The 23,819-nt window shown below is 73.9% G+C and carries 25 protein-coding genes; 15 read left to right on the forward strand and 10 right to left on the reverse strand.

The window, feature by feature from the left end; translation table 11 throughout:
- Nucleotides 1-14: 14 nt before the first annotated feature.
- Nucleotides 15-1,838 (forward strand): NAD(P)-binding domain-containing protein, encoded by a 1,824-nt coding sequence (locus tag ACI8AG_RS00930; protein WP_456587966.1) that lies wholly within the window; start codon nucleotides 15-17, stop codon nucleotides 1,836-1,838.
- Nucleotides 1,839-1,914: 76 nt separating this feature from the next.
- Here ACI8AG_RS00930 and ACI8AG_RS00935 read toward each other — a convergent pair whose 3' ends face one another.
- On the reverse strand, nucleotides 1,915-3,366 hold the full coding sequence (locus tag ACI8AG_RS00935) for an NAD-dependent succinate-semialdehyde dehydrogenase (protein ID WP_456595551.1): 1,452 nt from the start codon (nucleotides 3,364-3,366) through the stop codon (nucleotides 1,915-1,917).
- Nucleotides 3,367-3,616: 250 nt separating this feature from the next.
- Between ACI8AG_RS00935 and ACI8AG_RS00940 the strand changes: the two genes are divergently transcribed.
- The 4 genes from ACI8AG_RS00940 (at nucleotide 3,617) to fdhA (ending at nucleotide 7,298) form a co-directional block, all read left to right on the forward strand.
- Nucleotides 3,617-3,931 (forward strand): hypothetical protein, encoded by a 315-nt coding sequence (locus ACI8AG_RS00940; protein ID WP_456595552.1) that lies wholly within the window; start codon nucleotides 3,617-3,619, stop codon nucleotides 3,929-3,931.
- A gap of 213 nt (nucleotides 3,932-4,144) precedes the next feature.
- Nucleotides 4,145-4,450, forward strand: a complete 306-nt coding sequence (locus ACI8AG_RS00945) for a muconolactone Delta-isomerase family protein (protein WP_456595553.1) — start codon at nucleotides 4,145-4,147, stop codon at nucleotides 4,448-4,450.
- A 56-nt stretch (nucleotides 4,451-4,506) separates the two neighbouring features.
- Nucleotides 4,507-5,673, forward strand: coding sequence for an MFS transporter (locus ACI8AG_RS00950; RefSeq protein WP_456595554.1), 1,167 nt, complete (start codon nucleotides 4,507-4,509; stop codon nucleotides 5,671-5,673).
- A gap of 401 nt (nucleotides 5,674-6,074) precedes the next feature.
- Complete coding sequence (gene fdhA, locus ACI8AG_RS00955) at nucleotides 6,075-7,298, forward strand: formaldehyde dehydrogenase, glutathione-independent (protein ID WP_456595555.1); 1,224 nt, start codon at nucleotides 6,075-6,077, stop codon at nucleotides 7,296-7,298.
- Between the two features lie 71 nt (nucleotides 7,299-7,369).
- On the opposite strand, the gene ACI8AG_RS00960 is transcribed toward fdhA, so the two are convergent.
- Nucleotides 7,370-8,260 (reverse strand): polysaccharide deacetylase family protein, encoded by an 891-nt coding sequence (locus ACI8AG_RS00960; protein ID WP_456595556.1) that lies wholly within the window; start codon nucleotides 8,258-8,260, stop codon nucleotides 7,370-7,372.
- 47 nt (nucleotides 8,261-8,307) lie between these two features.
- Nucleotides 8,308-9,276 carry an asparaginase gene (locus tag ACI8AG_RS00965; RefSeq protein ID WP_456595557.1) on the reverse strand — a complete coding sequence of 323 codons (969 nt, stop codon included), beginning with the start codon at nucleotides 9,274-9,276 and terminating at the stop codon, nucleotides 8,308-8,310.
- A 210-nt stretch (nucleotides 9,277-9,486) separates the two neighbouring features.
- On the opposite strand from ACI8AG_RS00965, the gene ACI8AG_RS00970 reads away from it, so the two are divergent.
- The 4 genes from ACI8AG_RS00970 (at nucleotide 9,487) to ACI8AG_RS00985 (ending at nucleotide 13,149) form a co-directional block, all read left to right on the forward strand.
- Nucleotides 9,487-9,948: a DUF1905 domain-containing protein gene (locus ACI8AG_RS00970; protein WP_456595558.1), complete on the forward strand. Its 462-nt coding sequence runs from the start codon at nucleotides 9,487-9,489 to the stop codon at nucleotides 9,946-9,948.
- A 105-nt stretch (nucleotides 9,949-10,053) separates the two neighbouring features.
- Nucleotides 10,054-10,932: a patatin-like phospholipase family protein gene (locus ACI8AG_RS00975; RefSeq protein WP_456595559.1), complete on the forward strand. Its 879-nt coding sequence runs from the start codon at nucleotides 10,054-10,056 to the stop codon at nucleotides 10,930-10,932.
- 1 nt (nucleotide 10,933) lies between these two features.
- A complete protein-coding gene (locus ACI8AG_RS00980) occupies nucleotides 10,934-12,022 on the forward strand; it encodes a 1-acyl-sn-glycerol-3-phosphate acyltransferase (RefSeq protein WP_456595560.1) in 1,089 nt (362 codons plus the stop codon).
- Between the two features lie 98 nt (nucleotides 12,023-12,120).
- A complete protein-coding gene (locus ACI8AG_RS00985) occupies nucleotides 12,121-13,149 on the forward strand; it encodes a zinc-dependent alcohol dehydrogenase family protein (RefSeq protein ID WP_456595561.1) in 1,029 nt (342 codons plus the stop codon).
- A gap of 151 nt (nucleotides 13,150-13,300) precedes the next feature.
- Here ACI8AG_RS00985 and ACI8AG_RS00990 read toward each other — a convergent pair whose 3' ends face one another.
- Entirely contained in the window at nucleotides 13,301-14,023 is a 723-nt protein-coding gene (locus ACI8AG_RS00990; RefSeq protein WP_456595562.1) for a spermidine synthase, read from the reverse strand.
- Between the two features lie 318 nt (nucleotides 14,024-14,341).
- On the opposite strand from ACI8AG_RS00990, the gene ACI8AG_RS00995 reads away from it, so the two are divergent.
- Nucleotides 14,342-15,283 carry a sugar phosphate isomerase/epimerase family protein gene (locus ACI8AG_RS00995; protein WP_456595563.1) on the forward strand — a complete coding sequence of 314 codons (942 nt, stop codon included), beginning with the start codon at nucleotides 14,342-14,344 and terminating at the stop codon, nucleotides 15,281-15,283.
- A gap of 94 nt (nucleotides 15,284-15,377) precedes the next feature.
- Here the strand turns inward: ACI8AG_RS00995 and ACI8AG_RS01000 are convergent, their stop codons facing one another.
- Complete coding sequence (locus tag ACI8AG_RS01000; RefSeq protein ID WP_456595564.1) at nucleotides 15,378-16,238, reverse strand: SDR family oxidoreductase; 861 nt, start codon at nucleotides 16,236-16,238, stop codon at nucleotides 15,378-15,380.
- A gap of 104 nt (nucleotides 16,239-16,342) precedes the next feature.
- Here ACI8AG_RS01000 and ACI8AG_RS01005 point away from each other — a divergent pair, with 104 nt between their 5' ends.
- A complete protein-coding gene (locus ACI8AG_RS01005; protein ID WP_456595565.1) occupies nucleotides 16,343-16,795 on the forward strand; it encodes a MerR family DNA-binding protein in 453 nt (150 codons plus the stop codon).
- Nucleotides 16,796-16,883: 88 nt separating this feature from the next.
- Here ACI8AG_RS01005 and ACI8AG_RS01010 read toward each other — a convergent pair whose 3' ends face one another.
- The 3 genes from ACI8AG_RS01010 to ACI8AG_RS01020 all read right to left on the reverse strand — a co-directional run bounded on the left by ACI8AG_RS01010 (nucleotide 16,884) and on the right by ACI8AG_RS01020 (nucleotide 18,466).
- A complete protein-coding gene (locus ACI8AG_RS01010; protein WP_456595566.1) occupies nucleotides 16,884-17,051 on the reverse strand; it encodes a hypothetical protein in 168 nt (55 codons plus the stop codon).
- Nucleotides 17,052-17,139: 88 nt separating this feature from the next.
- On the reverse strand, nucleotides 17,140-17,595 hold the full coding sequence (locus ACI8AG_RS01015) for a hypothetical protein (protein ID WP_456595567.1): 456 nt from the start codon (nucleotides 17,593-17,595) through the stop codon (nucleotides 17,140-17,142).
- 148 nt (nucleotides 17,596-17,743) lie between these two features.
- On the reverse strand, nucleotides 17,744-18,466 hold the full coding sequence (locus tag ACI8AG_RS01020; RefSeq protein WP_456595568.1) for a hypothetical protein: 723 nt from the start codon (nucleotides 18,464-18,466) through the stop codon (nucleotides 17,744-17,746).
- A gap of 206 nt (nucleotides 18,467-18,672) precedes the next feature.
- On the opposite strand from ACI8AG_RS01020, the gene ACI8AG_RS01025 reads away from it, so the two are divergent.
- Nucleotides 18,673-19,485, forward strand: a complete 813-nt coding sequence (locus ACI8AG_RS01025) for an SRPBCC family protein (RefSeq protein WP_456595569.1) — start codon at nucleotides 18,673-18,675, stop codon at nucleotides 19,483-19,485.
- 230 nt (nucleotides 19,486-19,715) lie between these two features.
- Here ACI8AG_RS01025 and glsA read toward each other — a convergent pair whose 3' ends face one another.
- Nucleotides 19,716-20,669 carry a glutaminase A gene (glsA, locus tag ACI8AG_RS01030; RefSeq protein ID WP_456595570.1) on the reverse strand — a complete coding sequence of 318 codons (954 nt, stop codon included), beginning with the start codon at nucleotides 20,667-20,669 and terminating at the stop codon, nucleotides 19,716-19,718.
- A gap of 87 nt (nucleotides 20,670-20,756) precedes the next feature.
- Here glsA and ACI8AG_RS01035 point away from each other — a divergent pair, with 87 nt between their 5' ends.
- Complete coding sequence (locus ACI8AG_RS01035; protein WP_456595571.1) at nucleotides 20,757-21,665, forward strand: NAD-dependent epimerase/dehydratase family protein; 909 nt, start codon at nucleotides 20,757-20,759, stop codon at nucleotides 21,663-21,665.
- A 24-nt stretch (nucleotides 21,666-21,689) separates the two neighbouring features.
- On the opposite strand, the gene ACI8AG_RS01040 is transcribed toward ACI8AG_RS01035, so the two are convergent.
- Nucleotides 21,690-22,445 (reverse strand): IclR family transcriptional regulator, encoded by a 756-nt coding sequence (locus ACI8AG_RS01040; protein ID WP_456595572.1) that lies wholly within the window; start codon nucleotides 22,443-22,445, stop codon nucleotides 21,690-21,692.
- A gap of 119 nt (nucleotides 22,446-22,564) precedes the next feature.
- Between ACI8AG_RS01040 and ACI8AG_RS01045 the strand changes: the two genes are divergently transcribed.
- Both ACI8AG_RS01045 and dhaK read left to right on the forward strand, forming a co-directional pair.
- Nucleotides 22,565-22,789 (forward strand): hypothetical protein, encoded by a 225-nt coding sequence (locus tag ACI8AG_RS01045; protein WP_456595573.1) that lies wholly within the window; start codon nucleotides 22,565-22,567, stop codon nucleotides 22,787-22,789.
- Nucleotides 22,790-22,817: 28 nt separating this feature from the next.
- Nucleotides 22,818-23,819, forward strand: a complete 1,002-nt coding sequence (gene dhaK, locus ACI8AG_RS01050; RefSeq protein WP_456595574.1) for a dihydroxyacetone kinase subunit DhaK — start codon at nucleotides 22,818-22,820, stop codon at nucleotides 23,817-23,819.

The raw sequence follows: 23,819 nt of genomic DNA on the forward strand, positions 1-23,819 counted from the left end.
CGCGGGAGGTAGCCATGACGCAGACCCTCGACACGACCACGCAGGCCCCGGCGCAGCGGGCCGAGCGCTGGCTCGCCGACTTCGCCGACGCGCTGCGCGCCCGCGACGTCGCGCGTGCGGCCGGCATGTTCGCCGCCACCAGCTTCTGGCGCGACCTGATCGCCTTCAGCTGGAACATCACCACGGTCGAGAACCCGGCCGGCGTGAGCGACCTGCTGACCCAGACGCTGGAGCGCACCGACCCGTCGTCGTTCACCGTGGCGGAGCCGCCCGAGGAGGCCGACGGCGTCACCACCGCGTGGTTCACCTTCGAGACAGCCGTGGGCCGCGGCACCGGGCTGGTGCGCCTGGTCGAGGAGGACGGTGCGCCGAAGGCGTGGACGTTCCTCACCACGATGCACGAGCTCAAGGGCCACGAGGAGCCACGTGGCGCCGCTCGGCCGATGGGCGCCGAGCACGGGGCGAACAAGCACCGCCTCACCTGGCTGGAGCGGCGGGAGAAGGAGGAGGCCGAGCTGGGGGTGAGCGTCCAGCCCTACGTGCTCGTCGTCGGCGGCGGCCAGGGCGGCATCGCCCTGGGCGCCCGGCTGCGGCAGCTCGGCGTGCCGGCTCTCGTCGTCGACAAGCACGACCGGCCGGGGGACCAGTGGCGCGGCCGGTACAAGTCGCTGTGCCTGCACGACCCGGTCTGGTACGACCACCTGCCGTACCTGAAGTTCCCGGACAACTGGCCGGTGTTCTCACCCAAGGACAAGATCGGCGACTGGCTCGAGTCCTACGTCACGGTCATGGAGGTCCCGTACTGGGGCAGCACGGTGGCCACGACGGCCGCCTACTCGCCCGAGAAGGGGGAGTGGACCGTCCAGGTCGAGCGGCACGGCAAGCCACTCACCCTGCGCCCGGCGCACGTCGTGCTGGCCACCGGGATGTCCGGCAAGCCGAACGTCCCGGTCATCCCCGGCCAGGACGTCTTCCGCGGCGACCAGCACCACTCGTCGGCGCACCCGGGCCCCGACGCCTACGCCGGGAAGAAGGCGGTCGTCATCGGCAGCAACAACTCCGCCTTCGACATCTGCGGGGCCCTCTGGGAGAACGACGCCGACGTCACCATGGTGCAGCGTTCCTCGACGCACATCGTCAAGAGCGACACCCTCATGGAGATCGGGCTCGGCGCGCTCTACTCCGAGCAGGCGCTGGCCGCCGGCGTCACGACGGAGAAGGCGGACCTGATCTTCGCCTCGCTGCCGTACCGGATCATGCACGAGTTCCAGATCCCGCTGTACGACCAGATGAAGGAGCGCGACGCCGACTTCTACGACCGGCTCGAGAAGGCCGGGTTCTGGCTCGACTTCGGCGAGGACGGCTCCGGCCTGTTCATGAAGTACCTGCGCCGCGGCTCCGGCTACTACATCGACGTGGGGGCTGCCGAGCTGGTCGCGAACGGCGAGGTGAAGCTGGCCCACGGGATCGTCGACCACCTCACCGAGGACGCCGTCGTCCTGGAGGACGGCACCGAGCTGCCGGCCGACCTCGTCGTCTACGCCACCGGGTACGGGTCGATGAACGGCTGGGCGGCCGACCTGATCAGCCAGGAGGTGGCCGACAGGGTCGGCAAGGTGTGGGGCCTCGGCTCGGACACCACCAAGGACCCCGGGCCCTGGGAGGGCGAGCAGCGCAACATGTGGAAGCCCACCCAGCAGGAGGCGCTGTGGTTCCACGGCGGGAACCTGCACCAGTCGCGGCACTACTCGCTGTACCTCGCGCTGCAGCTGAAGGCGCGCTACGAGCGGATCCCGACCCCCGTCCACCGCCTCCAGGAGGTGCACCACCTCAGGTGACCGCCGCCCGGCACCCGCTCCCGGCGGAGCGGGTGCCGCAGGCCCCGCCGCGCCCCGCCACCCGGGCGGCGGGGCGTCAGACGGAGATGCCGACGAGCTTGGTGTCGAGGTACTCGTCGATGCCCTCGTACCCGCCCTCGCGGCCGAGGCCGCTCGCCTTCACCCCGCCGAAGGGCGCCGCGGCGGACGTGGGATTGATGTCGTTGATCCCGACCATCCCGAAACGCAGCTGCTCGGTCACCCGGATCGCCGTCGACAGGTCGTTGGTGTAGACGTACGCGGCGAGGCCGTACTCGGTGTCGTTCGCCCGGGCGATGACCTCGTCCTCGTCGTCGAACGGGGTGACCGCGGCGATCGGGCCGAAGGTCTCCTCGCGGGAGACGAGCATGTCCGGCGTCACGTCGGCCAGCAGCGTGGGGGCGAAAAAGGTCGTCCCGTCGAGCCCGTCGACCTGGACCCGCTCGCCACCGATGACGACCCGGGCGCCCCGGGTGCGCGCGTCGAGCACCTGGGCCTCCATCTTCGCCACGGCGCGCTCGTCCACGAGCGGGCCGATGGTGACCCCGTCCTGGTCGCCCTGGCCGATGCGGAGCGCCGCGATCCGCTGCTCGAGCGTCGTGAGGAAGGTGTCGTAGAGGGAGCGGTGCACGTAGATGCGGTTCGGGCTGATGCACGCCTGCCCGGTGTTGAGGAACTTCACCAGCGCCGCGCCCTTGGCCGCGCGGACGGGGTCGGCGTCGGGGAACACGAGGAACGGTGCGTGCCCGCCCAGCTCCACCGACACCCGCTTCAGCGTGGCCGCGGCCTTCGCGGCGAGCATCTTCCCCACCGCAGTGGAGCCGGTGAAGGTGAGCTTCCGGACCACCGGTGACGCCAGCAGCGTGTCGCCGACCTCCGCCGCCCGGGTGGTCGTGACCATGTTGACCACGCCGGCGGGGACGCCGGCGTCGGCGAGCAGCTGCACCGTCGCGACCGCGCAGAGCGGCGTCTGGTCCGCCGGCTTGAGCACCGAGGTGCACCCGGCCGCGATGGCCGGCGCGAGCTTGCGGGTGAGCATCGAGATCGGGTAGTTCCACGGGGTGATGGCCGCGACCACACCGACCGCCTGGCGCATGGTCAGGAACCGCTGGTCGGCCCGCGCCGAGGGGATCGTCACGCCGCCGATGCGCTTGGCCTCCTCGGCGAACCAGGCCAGGAAGTCCGCGGCGTACGCCACCTCGTTCATGGCGGCCTTGAGCGGCTTGCCCTGCTCCCGGGTCATCAGCGCGGCCAGCTCCCTGCGGCGCTCGCGCATCAGGCCGTCGGCCTTCGCCAGCACGGCCGCGCGCTGGTAGGCCGTCGCCCCGGACCACGCCGGCAGCGCGCGCTCCGCGGCGGCGATCGCCGCTTCGGTCTCCGCCCGGCCACCGTCCGCGGCTTGCCCGATGACCTGCCCCGTGGCCGGGTCCGTGACGTCGAAGGAGGCACCTCCGTCGGCCGGGCACCACTGCCCGTCGACGTAGATCGTGCGGCCCTGGTCCTGCGTCATCACACGCCCTCCACTGGGTGTCCTGCGCGTCCGGAGCCCGGGCCCGCCTGCTCGGAGCGTCGGGGCCGGTACTGCGAGCGGTCCTGCTGCCTGGGCGATGGTGACACGCGCCACGGTGCGCTCGGCGGAGTGGCCGGTTCCGGCACGCGTGCGTGGGACGGCCGCGCGGAGCGGGCAGGGATCTTCCGCCCTGCCCCCGCGGCGCCCGGAGGAGCACCGTGGTCCTCACCAGCGGCCTCGAGGAGGCGGGATGACCACCAGGGAGAACGCACAGGGGGGACCGGGGGCCGGGCGCGGGCGCCGGGCGCCGGATCCGCTGCAGATGACGGCGTTCGAGAAGCGGGTCTGCGAGTGGGAGGCGCGGCACGACGTCGCCGCCCGCGGTCACCGAGCGGCCCCGGACGTCGTGCAGCACTACCTCGCCCACGAGCGGCTCACCGAGGCCGCCCGGCCCTGGCCGGCCGGCGCGCACGCCGTGGGCGCGCGGCAGCGCCCCCGGCCGCCCGCGGAGCAACCGCCCTCGCGGGTCGGGAAGCTGTTCCGCCGCCCGGTCGACCGCGGCTGAGGCGCGGGGAGCGGGCCCGAGGCGCCTGAGACGCCCGAGCGCTCGCGCGTCGACGTCCCACCCTGGCCACCCCGGCCCGGAGCGCCGTCGGACCCTCCGTGCCCGGGCGCGGGGCCCGGCCTCTTGTCCCGAGGGGGCGAGGGCGGACACACTGCGGCCGTCCCGGCAGAACCGGCGTCGGCCGGACGCCGTGCGGATCCCAGGAGCGCCCCGATGCTGTTCTACGTCAGCCTCCGCGTCGACCACACCCGGCTGGACCGGGACGCCTTCTGGGACGAGTGGGAGCGGGAGACGGAGGCGGCGCTCGGCGCGATGGAGGCGGGGCTCGTCAAGAACCTGTACAAGGTCGCCGGGCAGCGCAGGGTCATCGGCGTCCTGGACGTCGAGTCGCACGACCAGCTCGACCAGGTCGTGATGGGCGCCCTACCGATGAGTCACCACCTGACCCTGGAGGAGGTGCTCCCGATCCGGGAGTACGCGGCCTTCGCCGAGGACGTCCGCGGACGCTGGCAGCCCTGACCCCGGACGCCCGGCCTCCCGGGCGCACCCGCGGCGATCTCGTATCGTCCTCCGCCATGCGCCCCTCGGCAGCCGTCGACACGGGCCGTGGCTGGGTCATGGTCGCCGCGGCGTTCGCGGGCATGTTCGTGTCGTTCGGGATCGCCTACTCCTTCGGCGCGTTCCTCGAGCCCATGGCGGCGGAGTTCGGCTCCGGCCGGGGCGCCACGTCGGCCTTCTTCGCGCTGACCTCGCTCACCTACTTCGGCCTCGGCGCGCTCAGCGGCGTCGCGGTGGACCGCTACGGCCCCCGGCGGGTGCTGTTGATCGGCGGCGTCGCGCTCGGGGCCGGGCTGACCGCGACCTCGCAGGCCGGCGAGCTGTGGATCGGGCTGCTCACCTACGGCCTGGGGGTGGGCATCGGGGTGGCCTGCGCGTACGTCCCGATGGTCGCCGTCGTCAGCGGGTGGTTCGAGGGATGGCGGACCATCGCCGTCGGGGTGGCGGTGACGGGGATCGGCCTGGGCACGCTCACCGTCGCGCCCCTGGCGGCTGCCCTGATCGGCGAGCTGGGCTGGCGGAACACGCACCTCGTGCTCGGACTGGCCGGCGCGGTCGTCCTGCTGGTGTGCGCCGCGGCCGTGCAGCGCCCGCCGGTGCAGACCGGCCCGGCGGCGCTGACGCTGCGCGAGGCCGTCCGGAACCGGGACTACCGGCGGCTGTACCTGGCGTCGGGCCTCATGGCCGTCGCGCTGTTCGTGCCCTTCGTGCACCTGCCCGGGTACGCCGAGCAGGCCGGGATCGACCGGGTCGCGGCGGCAGCGCTGGTCGGGGTGATCGGCGCGGCGAGCACCGCCGGCCGGCTGCTGCTCGGACTGGTCGCCGCGCGGACCGGGACGTTGCGCGCCTTCCAGGGGTGCTTCCTGACGATGGCCGTGAGCTTCGCGCTGTGGGGGGTCGGTGGCGGGTACGGCGTGCTGGCCGCCTTCGCCGTGGTGCTCGGGGTGGGCTACGGAGGGTTCGTCGCGATCGGTCCCGCGGTCGTCGCCGAGCGCTTCGGCACCACCCGCCTGGGCGGCCTGCTGGGGGTGCTGTACACCAGCGCCGGCCTCGGCTCGGCCGTGGGAGCGCCGCTCGCCGGTGCGACCGTCGATGCCTCCGGGTCCTACGCCCCGGTGATCGCCGGCTGCCTCGCCCTGGGGCTGGCCGCCTACCTGACCGTGCTCAGCGTCGGTCGCACCTGACCGCGGTGCGGGGTCGGGGGCGCCGCTCCTGCACCCGACGAGCGAGGTGACGTCTCGGCGTCGACGCCCTCACACCGCGTCGTGGGTAGCCGCGGATCGGGTAGCCGCCGCGCGGACCGGTGCCGTGCCCGATTGCGGACGGGAGGGACCGGCATGTGAGCTGGATCACGCCTTGGTCGCACCGCTGCGGAGGTCCCGATGCCGGTCAGCCTGGTGGGGCGCCCTCGCCGCCGACCCTCAGCACGGCTCGCCCCGCCACGCCCGACCGCGCCCCGCGACCGGAGCGGTGGGTGACGCGGCGCCGCCCGACCGGACGGCAGAGACGTCCGCGCCGATCGGCGCGGGGGACCACGGAGGGGACGCGCACGACGCGGGCCGTCCAGGACCAGAGGAGGAGCGCGGTGGCAGGGAACAAGGCCGTCCGGTACATGGGACCGGGCAAGGTGGAGGTCGCGGACCTGGACTACCCCAAGCTGGAGCTGTCGAGCGGCCCGGGGGTGCACCCGTCCAACGTCGGCCGCAAGACGCCGCACGGGGTCATCCTCAAGACGGTCACCAGCAACATCTGCGGCAGCGACCAGCACATGGTGCGCGGGCGCACGACCGCTCCCGAGGGGTTGGTCCTCGGGCACGAGATCACCGGGGAGGTCGTGGAGAAGGGGCCCGACGTCGAGTTCCTGGACGTCGGCGACATCGTCAGCGTGCCGTTCAACATCGCCTGCGGCCGCTGCCGCAACTGCAAGGAGGGCCGGACCGGCCTCTGCCTCACGGTGAACCCGGACCGTCCGGGCTCGGCGTACGGGTACGTCGACATGGGCGGGTGGACCGGTGGTCAGGCCGAGTACGTCATGGTTCCGTACGCGGACTTCAACTGCCTGCGCTTCCCCGACCGCGACCAGGCGCTGGAGAAGATCCAGGACCTCACGATGCTGTCCGACATCTTCCCGACCGGCTACCACGGCTGCTACACGGCCGGGGTGACCACCGGGTCGACGGTGTACATCGCCGGCGCCGGTCCCGTGGGACTGGCAGCGGCCGTGTCGGCGCACCTGCTCGGGGCCGCGGTCGTGATCGTGGGCGACCTGATCGAGGACCGGCTGGCCCAGGCCCGCAGCTTCGGCTGCGAGACGATCGACGTCTCCGAGGGCGACCCGAAGGACCAGATCGCCCAGATCCTGGGCGAGCCCGAGGTCGACTGCGGCGTGGACGCCGTGGGCTTCGAGGCCCGGGGACACGGCGAGGGGGCCCAGCAGGAGGCGCCCGCGACCGTGCTGAACTCGCTGATGGAGATCACCCGGGCCGGCGGTGCCCTCGGCATCCCCGGGCTCTACGTCACCGGGGACCCGGGCGCGGCCGACGAGGCGGCGAAGACCGGGTCGCTCTCCATCCGGCTGGGGTTGGGCTGGGCGAAGTCGCACGTCTTCACCACCGGCCAGTGCCCGGTCATGCGGTACAACCGCCAGCTGATGATGGCGATCCTGCACGACAAGGTGCAGATCGCGAAGGCGGTCAACGCCACGGTCATCCCGCTGGAGGACGCACCGCGCGGCTACACCGAGTTCGACCAGGGCGCGCCCCGCAAGTACGTGCTCGATCCGCACGGCATGGTGGGCACGGCCGCCTGATCGGGGCCGGTTCCCCGGCGTCCCCGCACCGCCCTGGCCGGCGGTGCGGGGACGCCCGGCCGCGCCCGGACCTAGGACCGGCCAGCCGTGCGCGGGGAGCGGCGCAGGAAGTCGTCGGCGATCTGGTCGAACGTCGCCCAGCGGACGCCGTCGTGCCCGTTGATGTGCTCGATCAGGCGTTCCAGCATGAGCAGCACCTGCGGGCGCCCGGCGACGTCCGGGTGGATGGTCATGGTGAACGCCGCGTAGTCCATCTCCCGGTGCACCCAGTCGAACTGGTCGCGCCACATCTGCTCGATGTCCCGCGGGTTGACGAAGCCGTGGCTGTTGGGGCTGGACTTGATGAACATCATCGGCGGCAGGTCGTCGAGGTACCAGTTGGCGGGGATCTCGACCAGATCAGTCTCCTCCCCGCGGACGAGCGGCTCCATCCAGCTCTCCGCGGGCGCCGAGTAGTCGATCTTCGTCCACGAGTCGCCGACCCGGACGTAGTAGGGCTCGAAGTCGCGGTGCATCAAGGAGTGGTCGTACGTGATCCCGCGCTCGAGCAGCAGCTCGTTCGTGACGCCGCTGAACTCCCACCACGGCGCGACGTACCCCGTCGGGCGGCGCCCGGCCCTCTGCTCGATCAGCCCGATGCAGCGGTCGAGCACCGCCTGCTCCTGTTCCCGGCTCATCGCGATCGGGTTCTCGTGGCTGTAGCCGTGGACGCCGATCTCGTGCCCGGCCGCGACACAGGCGTCGAACTGCTCCGGGAACGTCTCGATCGAGTGCCCCGGCCAGAAGAACGTCTGGGTGAGCTCGTTGCGCCGGAAGAGCTCGAGGATGCGCGGGACGCCGACCTCGCCGGCGAACACACCCCGCGAGATGTCGTCCGGGGAGTCCTCCCCGCCGTACGAGCCCAGCCAGCCACCCACGGCGTCGATGTCGACACCGAAGGCCACGAAGATCTCCTTGCTCATCGTCGTCGCGCTCCTTCGCTTAGGCCGCCCCGGGCCGGGGCGGGGGTTCAGCCGGTGAGGTGCTGGTCCAGGACCCGCTGCGGATCGTCGGGGGCGAGGGCGAGCGCCGCCGCCAGCAGCAGCCGCCCCTGCCACGGGCTCAGATCACCGGCGAACACGGCCCCGCCGCGCGCTAGGCGGGCTCCGCCGGCGGCGTAGAGCGGTGCCACGGGGCCCGATGCCACCCGGGAGCACACCAGGACGGGGATCCCGCGGGCCACGAGCTCCTCGGCGGCCTCGGCGATCGCCGGGGGGACGTTGCCGGCGCCGAAGGCCTGCACGACGACGCCCGCGGCGCCGGCGGCCACCGCCGCGTGCAGCAGCGACGCGTCCGCGCCCAGGTAGCAGGCCACGACATCGACGCGGGGCAGCTCCGACCGCAGGTCGAGCGGGAGGGGTGGGCGGCGCGCGGGCGTGGCCAGCGGCAGCACCGACTCGCCGGCCAGCCGGATCACCGGCCCACGCCCGGGAGCGCCGAACGCACCGCTGCGCAATGTGTCGACCTTGCGCACCCCGCGGGCGGCGAAGGCCAGGCCGTCGAAGCAGAGCAGGGCGCCGAGGTCCCGCGCGGCGGGGGAGGCGGCGACCCGCAGCGCATCGGCGAGGTTGGCGGGACCGTCGGGAGCCGGGCTGTCGAACGGGCGTTGCGCCCCGGTGAAGACGATGGGGCGCGAGTCGTCGTGGACGAGGTCGGCGAGGTACGCGGACTCCTCCATGGTGTCGGTGCCCTGGGTGAGGACGACGCCGTCCACCCCGCCGGCCAGGCAGCGTCGCGCCTCGGCCACCAGCTCCCGCAGGTCGGACGTCGTGAGCGCGAAGCTGCCGACGGTGCCGAGGTCGCTCGTCGTCACGGTCAGGCCGGCCAGGGGACCGGCCGCCTCGAGCAGTTCGGCTGCGGGGGTGACGGCCGCGAGCCCCTCGGGCCCCTGCCGGCTGGCGATGGTGCCGCCTGTGGCGAGCAGGTGGACACGTGCCACGCGACCTCCGTCCGGGCTGGAACGCCATGCGGCGACGACCTGCCCTACGTTCCTCCCTCCGTCGCAGGTCGGCGACCGGAGACGCACCGCGCCGCGCACGAGGGGGCGTGCGTCGATCCCGCCCGCTCGCGGTCGGCCGACCGGACCGATGAGAACGGGTGGCGGCGGGGGTCTACCGCTCGTGAGCGACGCGGAACGGCAGGAGCCCTCATGACCAGCACCCCCACCACCTCGGCCACCTTTCGCACCACCCTCTGGGCGAGCGGCGGGAACAACGTCGGCATCGTCGTTCCCGACGACGTGCTGCGGAGCTTCGGCCGCGGTGCGCGGGTGCCCGTGGTCGTCACCGTCGACGGCGGCCACACCTACCGCACGACCACCGCCTCGATGGGCGGCCGGTTCCTCGTGACCTTCAGCGCCGCGACCCGTGCGGCCACCGGCCGTGGGGCGGGGGACGAGGTCGAGGTGCGGCTCGAGGTCGACGACGCGCCGCGCACGGTGGACCTCCCGCCCGCGCTCGCCGAGGCCTTCGCCGCCCACCCCGCCGCGGCCGACGCCTGGGCATCCCTCTCGTACAGCAAGCAGCGGGCGCACGCGGAGTCGGTGGCCGGTGCCCGCACTCCGGAGACGAGCGCCCGCCGCGTCACGAAGGTGCTCGCCGCGCTCACGTGACCCGATCCGCTGGACGGCGGGGTTCCCCGCCGCGTCGTCGGTACCGGAGCGGTGCCGGGTCCCGCACGTCCGGCCGGCCGGGCAGGGAGTTGGCAGGATGCGGCCATGGCTTCGACGCAGGTGCCGGCCGGTGGAGGAGGCACGGCCTTCGTCCTCGGCGGCGGGGGAGTGCTCGGAGCGGCCGAGGTCGGGATGCTCGAGGCCCTCTTCGAGCACGGAATCCGCCCGGACCTGATCGTGGGCACGTCGGTGGGCGCCATCAACGGCGCGCTCGTCGCGGCCGACCCCACGCCGGCCGCGGTGGACCGGATGCGCGCCGTCTGGGAGGAGCTGGCATCCGAGGGGGTTCTGGCCGGCTCCGTGCTCGCGCGGGTCGGGACGCTGGTGCGCACGCGCACCCACCTGCACCCGCGGGAGCCGCTGCGCGACCTGCTCGCCCGGCACCTGCCGGTGGAGACCTTCGGCGAGCTGCGGGTCCCGTTCCAATGCGTCGCCGCCAGCATCGAGCGGGCCGCCGAGCACTGGTTCTCCGACGGGCCGCTGGTCCCGGCGGTGCTCGCGTCCTGCGCGGTGCCGGGTCTGCTCCCGCCGGTCGAGCTCGACGGCGAGCACTACCTGGACGGCGGGCTGGTGCACAGCATCCCGGTGGGCCGGGCGGTGGCGCTGGGCGCCGACACCATCTACGTGCTCCACGTCGGGCGGATCGACCGGCCGCTGCGCCCACCGACCCGGCCCTGGGAGGTCGCGACGGTGGCGTTCGAGATCGCCCGGCGGCACCGGTTCGCCGCCGACCTCGCGGCGCTGCCCTCGGGGGTGGCGCTGCACGTCCTGCCCTCGGGGGAGCAGGCCGAGCCCTCGGCCGGTGACCTGCGGAACCTGCGCTACCGCGACTTCTCCGGTGTGCGGAGCCGGATCGACCGGGCCCGGGACGCCGCCCTGGAGCACCTGGCGCGGACCCACCCGTCCGACGACCGGACGGTCTGACGTGCTCCCACCGCGCCCCGTGCGCCGCCTCGCCGGCCCCCTCCTGCTGGGTGCCCTCGTGGCCGGGATCGTGCTGCTGCCCGTGCTGGTACTCGTGGCGGCGATCGTCTCGGTGTGGCTCCCCGGCCGCTGGCGGGCGCTGCGACTGCTGCTCTTCGTGCTGGTGTACGTGGCGCTGCAGGTCGCCGGCCAGGCGGCCGGCGCGGTGCTGTGGACGCTGCGGCGGGCGGGCCTGCTGACCCGGTCGGCCTACCGGAGGGCGCACTACACCGTCCTGCGCGTGCTCCTCGACGTGCTCATGCGGGTGGCGCAGCGGATCTTCGCCCTGCGGCTGATCACCGACGGCGCGTCCTGGTCACCGCTCGACGACGGCCAGCCCGGCTCGACGAACGCCATGATCGTGCTCTCCCGCCATGCGGGGCCGGGGGACTCGCTCCTGCTCGTGCACACCCTGATGAACCGCGACCACCTCCGCCGGCCGCGGATCGTGCTCAAGGACTTCCTCCAGCTCGACCCCTTGATCGACCTCTACCTCAACCGGCTGCCCAACCACTTCGTCGCGGCCGGGCCGGGGGCTTCCGAGGCCTCCGTGCGGGCGATCGCCGACCTGGCCCGAGGGCTCGGCGAGGAGGACGCCCTCCTGGTCTTCCCCGAGGGGGCGAACTTCACCCCGCAGCGTCGCTTCCGGGCCATCGAGCGGCTGCGCTCCCGGGGGCTGCTCGCCGCGGTCCGCCGGGCCGAGGCGATGCAGCACGTGCTGCCGCCGCGGCCGGCCGGCGTCGCCGCGGCGCTCCAGGCGGCCCCGCACGCGGACGTCGTCTTCGTCGCGCACACCGGGCTGGAGCACCTCAACACCGTGCGGGACCTGTGGCGGGGCCTGCCCATGGACAAGACGCTGCACCTGCGCTGGTGGTTCGTCCCGGCGGCCGACGTGCCGCGCGAGGCGACCGAGCAGGTCGACTGGCTCTACCACTGGTGGGAGGGCATCGACGCGTGGATCGACGAGACCCGCCGCCGGGAAGCGGCGCAGGAGCCGACGCCCCGCGGGCGGTCCGGTGCGGTGACGAGGCGCACCACCGGAGGCGCCTGACCGTCGCACCCGTGCGGCAGCGGCCGGCCACTCCGCCGCTCTGGGCGAGGCGTTCCCGGCCGGTTCCCGCGGGCTGGCAGCATGGCGGGGTGCGCGCCATGGTCGTCGATGCTGTCCGGGCACAGCCCCTCGTGCGGGAGGTGGCGGTGCCCGCCGCGCCGGCGAACGGGGTGGTCGTGCGGGTGATGGCCACCGGGATGTGCCGCAGTGATTGGCACGCCTGGGCAGGCCACGACGACATCGCCTTCCCGCACGTACCGGGGCACGAGCTCGCCGGTGTGGTGGTGGAGCTCGGTGCCGGTGTCCGTCGCTGGCGGATCGGTGACCGCGTCACCGTGCCGTTCGTCTGCGGCTGCGGCCGGTGCGCGTGGTGCCGGGCCGGGGAGGCCCAGGTCTGCCCCGATCAGCAGCAGCCGGGCTTCACCCACTGGGGATCGTTCGCCGAGTACGTGGCCCTGCACGCCGCGGACACCAACCTCGTGGGCATCCCCGACCACGTCGGGTTCGCGGCCGCGGCGGGCCTCGGCTGCCGGTTCGCCACGGCGTACCGCGCCCTGGTGGGCCGTGCGCGGGTCCGAGAGGGGGAGTGGGTGACCGTGCTCGGCGCCGGCGGTCTGGGCCTCAGCGCGGTCATGATCGCCCGCGCGCTGGGCGGCCGGGTCGTCGCGGTGGACCGCAATCCCGAGGCGCTCGACGTCGCCGCCGCGCTGGGCGCGGAGCACACCCTGCGGGCGGATGGCATCGACGTCCCCGCCGTGGTCGGCGACCTGACCGGTGGCGGCAGCCACGTCGCCGTCGACGCCGTGGGCAGCGAGCAGACCTGTGCCGACGCCATCCTCGCCCTGCGCCGTCGGGGCCGGCACGTCCAGGTCGGGCTGCTGCCACCCGTCGGCGGGCACCCCCGGGTCCCGATGGAGCGGGTGATCGGCTGGGAACTCGATCTGCTCGGGAGCCACGGGATGGCGGCGGCCGACTACCCGGGGATGCTGGCCCTCATCGAGCAGGGGGCGCTCGACCCCGAGCGGCTGGTGGAACGCACGATCGGACTGGACGAGGCGGCTGCGCTGCTTCCCGGTTTCGACCGCGCAACGGTGGCCGGCATGACCATGGTCGATCCTTCTCGCTGACCGGCCGTCTGCCGGTCGGGAGACCGGGCTCCAGGTTCGGCGGGGGCCCATCGTGGCGCGGTCTCGCGCGGAGAGCCACTCCGGTGGACCCCGTCGGGCAGGCGGGACGTTCCGGCGGCGCCGCCCGACGTCTCGGCGGCGACGGCCGCGCTCACCCCCGGGCGGTGGCCAGGTAGACCGTGTTGGCGGCGGGGCGGTCCTGCAGCGGGTTGGGAAAGTTCACCACCTGCGCGTCGACGTCGACGAAGACCGCCGACAGCGCGGCCAGGTACTCCTCGTCGGGTGGCTCGTTCGACCACAGCGAGAAGACGCCGCCGGGCCGGAGGAGGGCGGCCAGCCGTCGCATGCCCGAGGGGCGGTAGAAGGGTGCGTTGCCCTCGTCCAGCAGGTGCCCGGGGGAGTGGTCGATGTCCACGACGACGGCGTCGAAGACCCGGCCGGGGGCCGCCGGGTCCAACCCGTCTCCCGCGACCATCGCGAAGAAATCGCCGTGCACCAGTCGGCACCGCGGGTCCGCGGCGACGGCGCGCCCGAGCGGCAGCAGCCCCTGCTCGTGCCACTCGATGACCGGCTCCAGCAGATCGACCACCACGAGCTCGGCGACCCGGGGGTCGGCGAGCACCGCCTGGGCGGTGTAGCCGAGCCCCAGGCCCCCGACCGCCACGTCCAGCCGGTCGCCGTCCAATCGCGCCAGGGCCAGCCGGGCGACCTCCACCTCGGCGACCGTGAACAGGGAGGACATCAAGAACTCGTCGCCCAGCTTGACCTCGAACACGTCGGCCCCGGTCACCGGGTCCCGGCGCCGGCGGAGGCTGAGCTCGCCGATCGGCGTGGGGCTCCAGGCGAGCTCCTCGAAGCGCTTGCCCACCGACACGCGTCTCCCCTCGCTGCTGCACCGGGCCGCGGTCGTCCCGGTCGGGGGCCACTGTTCCCGGCTCGCGCGGGCGGGGCACGTCCGGCGGACCGATGCCCTCTCTGCGTAGGCGGCGGGAGGAGCACATGCGCCCGGTTCTGACGAACTTCTGCTTCCGACGGAGCAGAAGCATTGCTAGCTTCGTGACGCAGCACACACCTGGGGCCTCAGGGGTCGTCGTCCGGCGGTGGCCCCCGAGATCTCGTCACGAACGGCACGCCGAACAGGCGCTCACTGCGCTCGATGACGCGCGCCGTCACAGCCACTCGAGGGGAATCCGTGAAGGTGAAGAGAAACCTGCGCCACACGCTGCGGGCCGCGCTGTTCGCTGCGCTGTCCGCACTGCTGTTCCTGGGACTCGTCGGCACGGCGAGTGCGGCACCGCCCGCGCCCGGGGCGTCCGGGACCTCCGACTGCGCCGAGCGGCCCGTGCCGGCGAGCAAGGTCTCCGTCCAGCTGTGGACGTTCGCCGAGTACATCGGCTTCGGCACCGACGCCGCCACGCAGGCCCGTCACGAGGAGGTCCTCCGCCGGCTCAGCGAGATGGGCTACCGCAACGTCGAGCCGTTCACCCTGAGCGGGATGACCGCGGAGCAGTACGCCGACCTGCTCCGGGAGTACCGGCTCAAGGCCTCCGGGCGGCACGTCGGCGTCGGCACGCACGCCGAGCCGGCGGACATCGCGCAGATCCTCGAGGAGAACCGGGTCCTGGGCGTCCGCTACTTCGGCTCCGGTGGCACCCCGCAGCTCACGACCGAGGCCGAGTGGATCGCCTACGCCGAGTACCTGGACGCGGTCGGTGCGCAGGCCCGCCAGGCCGGGCAGTGGCTCATGGTCCACAACCACAACTGGGAGTTCGAGACCACCTTCGGCGACCGCAGCGCCTTCGACATCCTCATGGAGCACACCGAGCGGCGGCACGTCGTGTCGCAGCTCGACCTGTACTGGGCGGTCTTCGCCGGCGCCGATCCGATCGAGATCATCGAGGAGTACGGCAACCGGGTCCGGCTGTTCCACGTCAAGGACCTGAACGAGGAGCTCGACCGGCGGATCGAGATCGTCGGACGCGGGGACATCGACTTCGCGCCGATCTTCCGGGTGGCCGGCGGCAGCACCCGGTACTTCGTCGTCGAGCACGACCCGCGCTTCGGCGACCCCACGTTCGACCCCTTCGAGGCGGCGCGGGAGGGCTTCGCCTACCTCACCTGCTCGACCCGCTGACCGAGGGCGCAGCGCGCCCTCACGAGGAGGCGGTCCCGGACGTCCGGGGCCGCCTCCTCCTGTGCGAGGGCGGTCCCGAGGGGTGACGCCGGAGCTACGCCCTGACCAGGCCGAACTGCGCGGCGTGCTCCTCGGCCCACTGCGCGAGACTCAGGGCCGGGCGACCGGTGACCGCGAGGACGTCGTCGGTGGAGTTCTCGGGATCGCCGACCAGCGTGGCCCAGTGCGCCAGGGACGCCTCCAGGATCGGGCGCTCCTCCGGAGCGGCGGAGTCGATGATCTGCTGCGCGGTCAGCTCCTCGATCTGCAGCGGCCGTCCGGTGGCCTTGGCGATGAGGCCCACCTGGTCGACCTGCGTGAGCACCTCCGGCCCGGTCACGGCGTAGCTGCGGCCGACGTGTTCCGGGTCGAGCAGGGCGCGGACGGCGACGTCGGCGATGTCGCGTTCGTGGACCAGCGACCGTGCCGCCAGCGGGAAGGCCAGGCGCACGGTGTCGCCGGAGCGGAGCTGGTCCGCCCACGCCAGTGTGTTGGCGGCGAAGCCACCGGCCCGCACGAAGGTCCAGGAGGAGCCGCTGCGCTCGACCAGGCGCTCGACGTCGGCCCACACTCCGGGCATGGACCCGCGCTGCCCGCGCTGCAACCGGGCAGCCGAGAGGTAGACCACGTGCCGGACGTGCGCCGCCAGGGTCTCGACCACCTCGGCCGCCCCCTCGGCGGAGAAGCTGGGCCAGAGCAGGAACGCGGCGTCCGCGCCTGCCGCTGCGGCTGCCACGCTGGCCGGTTCGGTGAGGTCACCCGCCACCAGCTCGACGCCTGGTGGCAGATCGGCCGTGGCCGGGTGGCGGACGAGCGCGCGCACTGTGGCGCCGCGCTCCAGCAGGCCGCTCACGACGTGGCGGCCGACCCGCCCGGTGGCCCCGGTGGTGAGCACCGTGGGTCGTCTCGTGGTCACCGTCCTCTCCTTCCGTGTGGTGCGGAGCGGGACCTCCGCGGACGGCGACGCTAGGACCTCACGTGCACTTGAGGGCAAGCAACGAGACGTGCCAGGCTCGCCCCGTGGACGCCGACTGGCACGTCGACGGGCTGACCGTGGGCCAGGTCGCCGCGCGCATGCGGATCGCGGAGTCGGCCGTGCGCTGGTACGCGGACCAGGGCCTGCTGCCCTGCGAACGAGTCGCCGGGAAGCGCCGCTTCTTCGCCGATGTCCTGTGCCGGGTCGCGATGATCCGTGCCTCGCAGGAGGCCGGCCTCTCGCTCGCCGAGATCGGTGCCGCTCTCGAGGAGCTGCCCCCGAAGCAGGCGCCCTCCCGTCAGGACTGGGAGCGCCTCGCCGCCCGGCTCCGCAGGGAGGTGAACAGGCGCATCGACGAGCTGGTCGGTGTGCTCGAGGGGCTGGCGACGTCGGCGCCGCCGCTCCCGGCCCCCGTGGGCTCCACGGCCGCCTCGGCCGGCGGCTCTGCCCCCGGTTCCCGGCCCGCCGCCGGGCCGGGCAGACCTGCTGAGGGGTGATCCGCTCCGGACCTCGCGGTGCCCGGGACGGGTCGCCGGCGTCGAGCCCGCCGGAGGCACGATGTCGCTCCTGGCACGCTCGCGCCGCCTACGTGCGTTGCTGCCGACGCACCATCTCGGTGGTTCGGATCGGTGCGAACGGGGAGGTGCAGGCCCAGGGGAGCCGGTAGTTCACGCGCACCTGCTGGCGCTTTCGGATGTCGATCGTGCGGTGCTCGGCGTGCTCGGTCCCCATCGTCCCGAGGCGTTCGTCCATGGCTCGCTGCAGACGGTTCGGTGTCGCCTTCACCTCCGCCTCGATCGGGCGGCTCAGGCGACGACTGCGACCCGCCTGCCGTGCGCCCTCACGCGCTCGTACTCGTGGCGGCGTCGGCGCTGAGGTGGGTGACCGGAACGCCGCAGCTCCTGCGCAGCCGCGCCGGTAGATCACGGCGGAGCCAGTGGGAGAGCGTGTGCGGCAGCGTGGAGACGACGATCTCGTCCGCCGGGAAGTGGCCGAGGGTGGCCCGCACGGCCTGGAGCGCGTCGGGGTCGCCGACCTCGCCGTCGACCTGGGCGCCCAGGGCGCGGAGGTCCTCCAGCGCCCGGTCGAGGCGCTGGCGGGCGAGCGCGTACGCGCGGTCGGTCACGGAGGGCCCCAGGCCGGCGTAGGCGCTGGGGCCTTCGACCTCGTCCTCTGCCGGGGTGGCGGGCGCGACGAGGTGGAACGCGTGCGGTTCGGCGGTGATCCGGTCCTGGACGGCCCGCCGGAGCGCGTCGGCGGAGAGGGTCTGGTTGGCGACGATCAAGCAGCGGCGCATGGCCCGGTGCTCCTGTTCGGTGGACGCCTCGACGACAGGAGTGTGACGCGCGTCATGGCGATGGTCCACCCGGTGGCGTCGCGGCATCCCGGTGCCCTGATCCGTCCAGGTCGCGCTGCCGGCGGGCCCGTACCCCGGGCCCATCCGTTCACCGCTGCGTGGGCTCCCGGACCGGGGGTTCCGGCGACGGGGACGGGATCCGGGGCAGCGGCGGCGCCACCGGCTGGGCGGTGAGCTCCTGGTAGGCGGTGGTGTGCGCGCGGAGGGCGGCGACCGCGTCGGCGACGTCGGTGGCCGCCCTCCCGGCCGCCGACGCGACGTCCTCCGCCTGCCGCACCGCGTCGCAGACGTCGGCGACCATCTCGAGGTACGCCCGGGCCTCCGGCTCCGGGTCGGCCTGCTCCGTCGGGTTCGGGAACAGCGCCCGTTGCCGCAGGCGCTGCTCGAGGCGGCTGCCCTCGGCCTCCAGCGACGGCAGCAGCTCGGGGACGTCGCCGAGATGCGCACCGGCGGCCTGGGCCGCGACGACCTGGCGGCGCAGCCCGTCCCGGGCTCGGGCGACGTCGAGCTGGAGCTCCGCGGCCGAGCGCCGCTGGCCCGGCGGCAGACGGCGCGCGGCGACGGCGGTGGCCCCCTGCACACCGAGCACCCGGCCGCGGGCGGCGAGCTCCCGGCCACGGGCCGCGAGCGGGCTGCGCCGGAAGCGCCTGAGCACCAGCCATCCGGCGAGCGCGGCGACCAGCAGGAGCACGAGGAGCACGCCACCGAGGACGGCGACCACCGCGGGGTCCAGCGAGAGCAGGAAGGACAGCTCCTCGTCGGCCCGCACGTCCAGGGCGCCGGCGGTGCCGGTCGGCAGCGGGGTGGTCATCGGGCTCCTCGTCTCAGGCGGTGGGGGCCCAGGGACAACGTCCTCCACCCGGCCGGTGGTTCCCGGGCCGGCTCGGCCGCCCGGTCCGGCGCGAGGCGCCCATGGCACGTCGACGCGGACCGCGAGCCGCTGCATCGACCGTCCGTGGCGGGGGTAGCCGAGTGGCGCGGTTACGACAGCGGACGACCAGTGACAAGGAGTCAGCGATGACCACCAAGGCCGAGAAGTCGATCCAGGTCGACGTACCGGTGTCCACGGCCTACAACCAGTGGACCCAGTTCGAGGACTTCCCGTACTTCATGGGCGGGGTCAAGGAGGTGCACCAGCACAGCGACAAGCGCCTGCACTGGGTGGCGGAGATCGCGGGCGTCCGGCGCGAGTGGGAAGCAGTCATCATCGAGCAGGTGCCGGACCAGAAGATCGCCTGGGCCGCGCAGGAGGGCGCGACGAACGCCGGCGCCGTGCGGTTCGAGCCGGTCGGCGCAGGGTCCACCCTCGTCCACCTGTCGCTGGAGTACGAGCCCGAAGGGCTCGTGGAGAAGGTCGGCGACAAGCTCGGCGTCGTGGAGCGGCAGGTGGAGTCCGACCTCCAGCGCTTCAAGTCCCTCGTGGAGAGCGAGGGCTACGCCACCGGCGGATGGCGCGGCACGATCAACCCCGGAGAGGACGTCGGCACCCCCGGGGTGAACGCGGCCTTCACCTCCCGCGGCGACAGCGGGAAGGCGGGAGTGTCCGGCAAGGCCGTCGCCGCGGGAGCGGCCGCGGTGGCCGGCGTGGCAGCCGCGGGTGCTGCCGCCGCCGCGTCCGGGAGCAGTCAGGGCGGCGGCCAGGAGAAGGCACAGCCCCCGCAGGAGGACGTCGCGGTCGTTCCGCAGCCGCCGAGGGAGGCGGTGCGCGACGAGGTCGTCGTGGACGAGTCCGACCCCGCCGGCTTCACCGCTGGCACCTCCACCGAGGGCGTGGAGCGGGGAACCAGGGAAGCCGACGACGACCCCATGATCGGGGGCGGCAGCCGCTGACCCGCACGGCGGTCGGGTCCGGGACAGCTCCCTCGGACCCGACCGCCACGCGGCGGCCCGGGCCGTCGCCACTCCGTCGGTGGAGCCCTTCCGGGCACCGCGACCCCGAGCCGGAGCGCCGTGGCCGGATGCGGGTGCCGGCCCATCGCGCCGGGACCTCGTCCGGACGGCCGGGTCCGCCTGGCCGGAGCGGAGGGTCGCCCACCCCGTACCGGTGCGGCCGGGGCAGGTCACAACAGGGACAGGTCGAGCCGTTCCGACAGCAGGTGCAGGGCGGCCCGTCCCGCTCGTGAGTTGCCCTTCTCGTCCAGCGGCGGCGACCACGCGCACACACCGAACCGGCCCGGCACGTCGCCCATGACCGCGCCGGCGACGCCGCTCTTGCACGGGAATCCCAGGTCGTAGGCGAACTGGCCGGCCGCGTCGTACGTGCCGCACGTCAGCATCAGCGCGTTGACCCGGCGCGCGAGGGGCTCGGAGAGCACCGTGGTTCCCGTGCGTGGCTCGACGCCGTCGTTGGCCAGGAAACGAGCGGCTCGGGCCAGCGTCCGCGTGGTGACCGTGAGGGAGCACAGGCGGGCGTAGAGCTCGATGACCTCGTCGACCTCGTGGTGCAGGTTCCCGAACGACCGCATGAGATGGGCGATGGCGCGGTTGAGGTGGCTGCCCTCCCGCTCGGCGTCGAGTGCGGTCTCGTCGACCACCAGCTCGTCGCCGACCAGCTCGCCCAGGAGGCCGGCCACCGAGCCGACGGGATCGTCCGCCACGTCGATCAGCACGTCGCTCACCACGAGGGCCCCGGCGTTGATGAACGGGTTCCGCGGCACGCCCATCTCGTGCTCGAGCTGGATCAGCGAGTTGAACGGGTCCCCGGACGGCTCGCGGCCCAGCCGCTCGAACAGTTCCTCACCCACCCGCTGCAGGGCAGCCGTGAGCGCGAAGACCTTCACGACGCTCTGGACCGCGAAGCCGACGTCGGCGTCCCCGGTGACGTGCTCGGTCCCGTCGAGCTCGGCGAGCGCCAGGGCGAAGCGGGCGGGCTCGGCCGAGGTCAGCTCCTCGGGCTGCTCCTTGACCTCGCCCTCCTCGGCGCGATGCTGGGACCGGTCCGCGACCTCGGCGAGCACCGCCGCCAGGTCGCTGGTCCCGTCGGCGGCGGAGGGCGACGAGGGGGAGGGGGGCATCGACCCCCGTTACCCGTCGGCCGGCTGCCGACACTCCCCGCCCCGCGCGGCAGGCGCCGAGGTCGGGTCGCTGGCAGGGTGGACGGCATGGCCGATACCTCTCCCGCCGTCGTGGTGACCGGTGCGAACGGGTTGGTGGGCACCGCGGTGTGCCGCGCGCTGGTCGAGCGCTCGGCGCAGGTGCGCGCCGTCGTCCGGCGCGCCGGCAGTGCGCCCGCGCTCGACGGGGTCGTCGAGCACGTCGGTGACTTCGCCGACGAGGGCTTCGCCGGCACGGTGGCCCGGGGCGTCGACGCGGTGGTCACGACCGTCCACCCGATGGGTTCGCCCCGGGAGGTGCAGCACCGGGTGGGCGTCGAGGGCACGTCGGCCTTCGCCCGGGCCGCCCGCGATGCCGGCGTCGCCCGGCTCGTCCACGTGTCCACGGCCGGGGTCTACGACCGCTCGGCCGGCGTCGGGGACGTGGCCGAGGACGGCGCCCTCCTGCCCGAGGGGAGCGGCGACTACCCCGACACCAAGAACGCCGCCGACGCCGCGCTTGCGCAGATCAGCGGGCTCACCACCGTGCTGGTCCGCCCGCCGGCCATCCTGGGGGCCGGCGAGACGTCGGTGTGGAACACGCTGCGGCCGCGGGCGATCCGCGACGGGAACCGCCGGGCGAACCCGGCGCAGACCTGGGCCTGGGTGCACGTCGAGGACCTGGCGGCCCTGATCGCGGACGTCGCCACGGGCGCCGTCGCGACCGCCGACGACGCGGAACGGGGCCCGGTCGCCGGCGGTACGACCCCGGTCATCGTCGCGGGCGAGCCCGCGACCTGGCGGGATTACCTCGGCACGGTGACCGATGCGCTGGGCGTCGAGCCCGAGTGGACCGACGAGCCGGTCTGGACCGGCCGGCTGCGCACCGACCGCGCGCGCGGGTGGGGCTGGCAGCCCCGCGTCAGCCTCGCGCATGCCCTGGGCGAGCTGCGGCAGGGCCTGGCGACACGTTCGTGAGGCGCCCGGTGGACCGGTGAGGAGCTAGACGCCGTGCACGGGCCACCCCGGCGCGCCGAGTTCCCGGGAGACGGCCCGCGCCGCCTCCCGGACCGCCCCTAGGACGGAGTCGTCCACCGGCCAGGCGGCCGACGGGACGACGACGCCGATGGCGCCGGCGACATCGGCGTGCGCATCGAAGACCGGCGCGGCGAGCCCGCACTCGCCGAGGAGAGCCTCCTCCTGCTCCAGGGCGACAGCGGTGGAGCGCGCCTCCTCCAGCTCGGCCCGGAGCTCCGTCACGGAGGTGAGGGTCTCGCCCGTCATGCTCCTCAGCGGCTCCTGGAGCACACCCCGTCCGGCCGCTCCGGAGAAGGCGAGGATCGCCTTGCCCAGGGCGCAGGCGTGGGCGGGGATGACGATCCCCACCTCGGGCATCTGCCGGCTGCCGTCGGGGCGCGGCTCGTGGTGGATGATCACGACGTCGTCGAGCAGCAGGACGGCGGTCCGCACCGCGAACCCGGTCCGGCGGGCCACCTCCTCGGCCCACGGGATCGCGCGGGAGCGCAGCTCGATGGTGTCGAGGTAGACGTTGCCCAGGCGCAGGACGGCGGGGCCCAGCTGGTAGCGGCCCGACCCGCGTTCCTGCGCCACCAGCCCGTGGGAGACGAGGGTGCGCACCAGCCCGTGCACGGTCGACGGGGGCAGCTCGAGCCTGGCGGCCAGCTCGGACAGGGCCATCCGGCGGGAGCCCTGCAGGGCCGTCAGCACCCGGACCGCCCGGTCGACGGACTGAATCACCGGCCCGCCCCTCCCGCTCGTCCGGTGCGTGGCCGTGCCTTGTCGAGCACCGGCGCGCTCTAGTAATCCACGTCACACATTCGACGATGTCGAATGGTCTTCGGTGAAGCGGAGGCCCCGTGCTCGACGAGACGGCCCTGCCCCGGCGTCCGGTCGTCGGGTTCTCCGGCGAGGCCACCGTGGTCCGTGCGGACCACCGCACGGCGGCGACGGTGTCGACGGCGTGGTGGGCCTCGCACTCGCCTGCACCGTCATCGCGCGGACGCCCGCCGTGGCGCGCCGCCGTGCCCGGCGTCGACGTGGGCGCCCCCGACGAGGCCCGCGCACCCGCGACGGCCTCCTGATCCCTACGCCACCAGGAGAACCGAAGTCATGAAGAAGCTCGTCAACGACCCTGCGGACGTCGTCTCGGAAGCCCTGCGGGGCTTCGAGGCCGCCCACCCCGACCTGCGGGTCGACCACGCGAACAAGGTGATCCACCGCGGCGACCTGCCGAAGCCGGGCAAGGTCGGCATCGTCTCCGGCGGCGGCTCCGGCCACGAGCCGCTGCACGGCGGATTCGTGGGGCTGGGCATGCTCGACGCCGCCTGCGCCGGCGAGATCTTCACGTCTCCGGTGCCCGACCAGGTGCTCGCGGCCACGAAGCTGGTCGACGGCGGCGCAGGAGTCCAGCACGTCGTCAAGAACTACACCGGCGACGTCATGAACTTCGAGATGGCCGCGGAGCTGGCCGAGGCCGAGACCGGGGCGCGGGTGGTCCCGGTGATCACCGACGACGACGTCGCCGTCCAGGACAGCACGTGGACGGCGGGGCGGCGGGGGGTCGGCGTCACCGTCCTGCTGGAGAAGATCGCGGGTGCCGCCGCCGAGCAGGGCCGCTCGCTGGACGAGGTCGCCGACGTGGCCCGGACGGTGAACGCCAACGGCCGCAGCATGGGCCTCGCGCTCACCAGCTGCACGTTGCCGGCGGTCGGGCACCCGTCGTTCGACCTGGGGCCCGACGAGATGGAGCTCGGCGTGGGCATCCACGGCGAGCCGGGCCGCGAGCGCATCCCGCTGGCGTCGGCACGGGAGATCGCCGCCATGCTGGTCGAGCCGGTCCTCAACGACCTGCCGTTCCGCTCCGGCGACGGCGTACTCTGCTTCGTCAACGGCCTCGGTGGGACGCCGCTGATCGAGCTCTACGTCATGGTCAACGAGGTGAACCGGATCCTCTCCGGGCGCGGCGTGCAGATCGCCCGCTCGCTGGTCGGCAACTTCATCACCTCCCTCGACATGGCCGGCACGTCGGTCACATTGCTGCGCGTCGACGACGACCTGCTCTCGCTGTGGGACGCGCCCGTGCGGACGCCGGCGCTGCGGTGGGGGGTCTGA

The organism is Blastococcus sp. SYSU DS0552 (genome assembly GCF_054050815.1).